The sequence below is a fragment of the Streptomyces sp. AC627_RSS907 genome (assembly GCF_019049165.1).
The window spans coordinates 1-638 of sequence record NZ_JAGMUE010001014.1 but is presented as its reverse complement, the minus strand read 5'-3'; the positions used below and the strand labels follow the sequence as shown (position 1 = coordinate 638).

Below are 638 nucleotides of genomic sequence, written 5' to 3'. Positions count from 1 at the left end.
GGGCGCGGGCAAGGGTGCGGCGGGCCCGTAGATCATCATGAGCACGGCCACGGGCGGCCACACGGCGCGCAACGAGGGCGCCCACAGCGCGCGCGGCAGCGCGGGCAGCGTACGCAGCACCGCACTGGGCGCGGTGGCGGCGTGCACGAGCATGACCGGATCGCCGTGGCCGTGGGTGGCGTACCGGTGGGTGGCGGCCCGTACGAGCCGGCCGAGCTGCTCGTACGCCAGGTCGGGGTCGTCGGGTACGTGCAGCGCGCCGGCCGCCTGCTGCCAGCCGGGGACGGTGGGGACGCGGGCCAGCCGGTCGCGGATGCCGCCGCTCTGGTCCGCCAGGCGGGGGAGCGTGGCGAGCGCTACCGCGGGGGGCGCTGCCGCGGCGAGCGCTGCCGCGGGGGGAGCCGCGCCGCCGCCGTCCACCGCGCCCGGCAGCGGCTGGTGGCGGGCGGCCCAGTAGCCGAGGGCCTCGGCCAACTCGGTCAGGCGCGGGCCGCTCGGGGCGGGTGAGGCGTGCGGGACGGTGAGTACGGGTGCCGAGCCCGTGGTGGTGCCGGGGGCGGCGTGCGGTGTGTGTGCGGCGCGCGCGGTCTGTTCGTCGTCGAGCAACGTACGGACCGAGTGCCCCACCCGGATCACGC

Annotated in this window: 1 pseudogene; it reads right to left on the bottom strand. The window is 78.7% G+C overall.

Annotation, left to right across the window (positions count from 1 at the left end):
• Nucleotides 1–638, bottom strand: a pseudogene (locus KUM32_RS39975) (hypothetical protein); the annotation flags it as partial.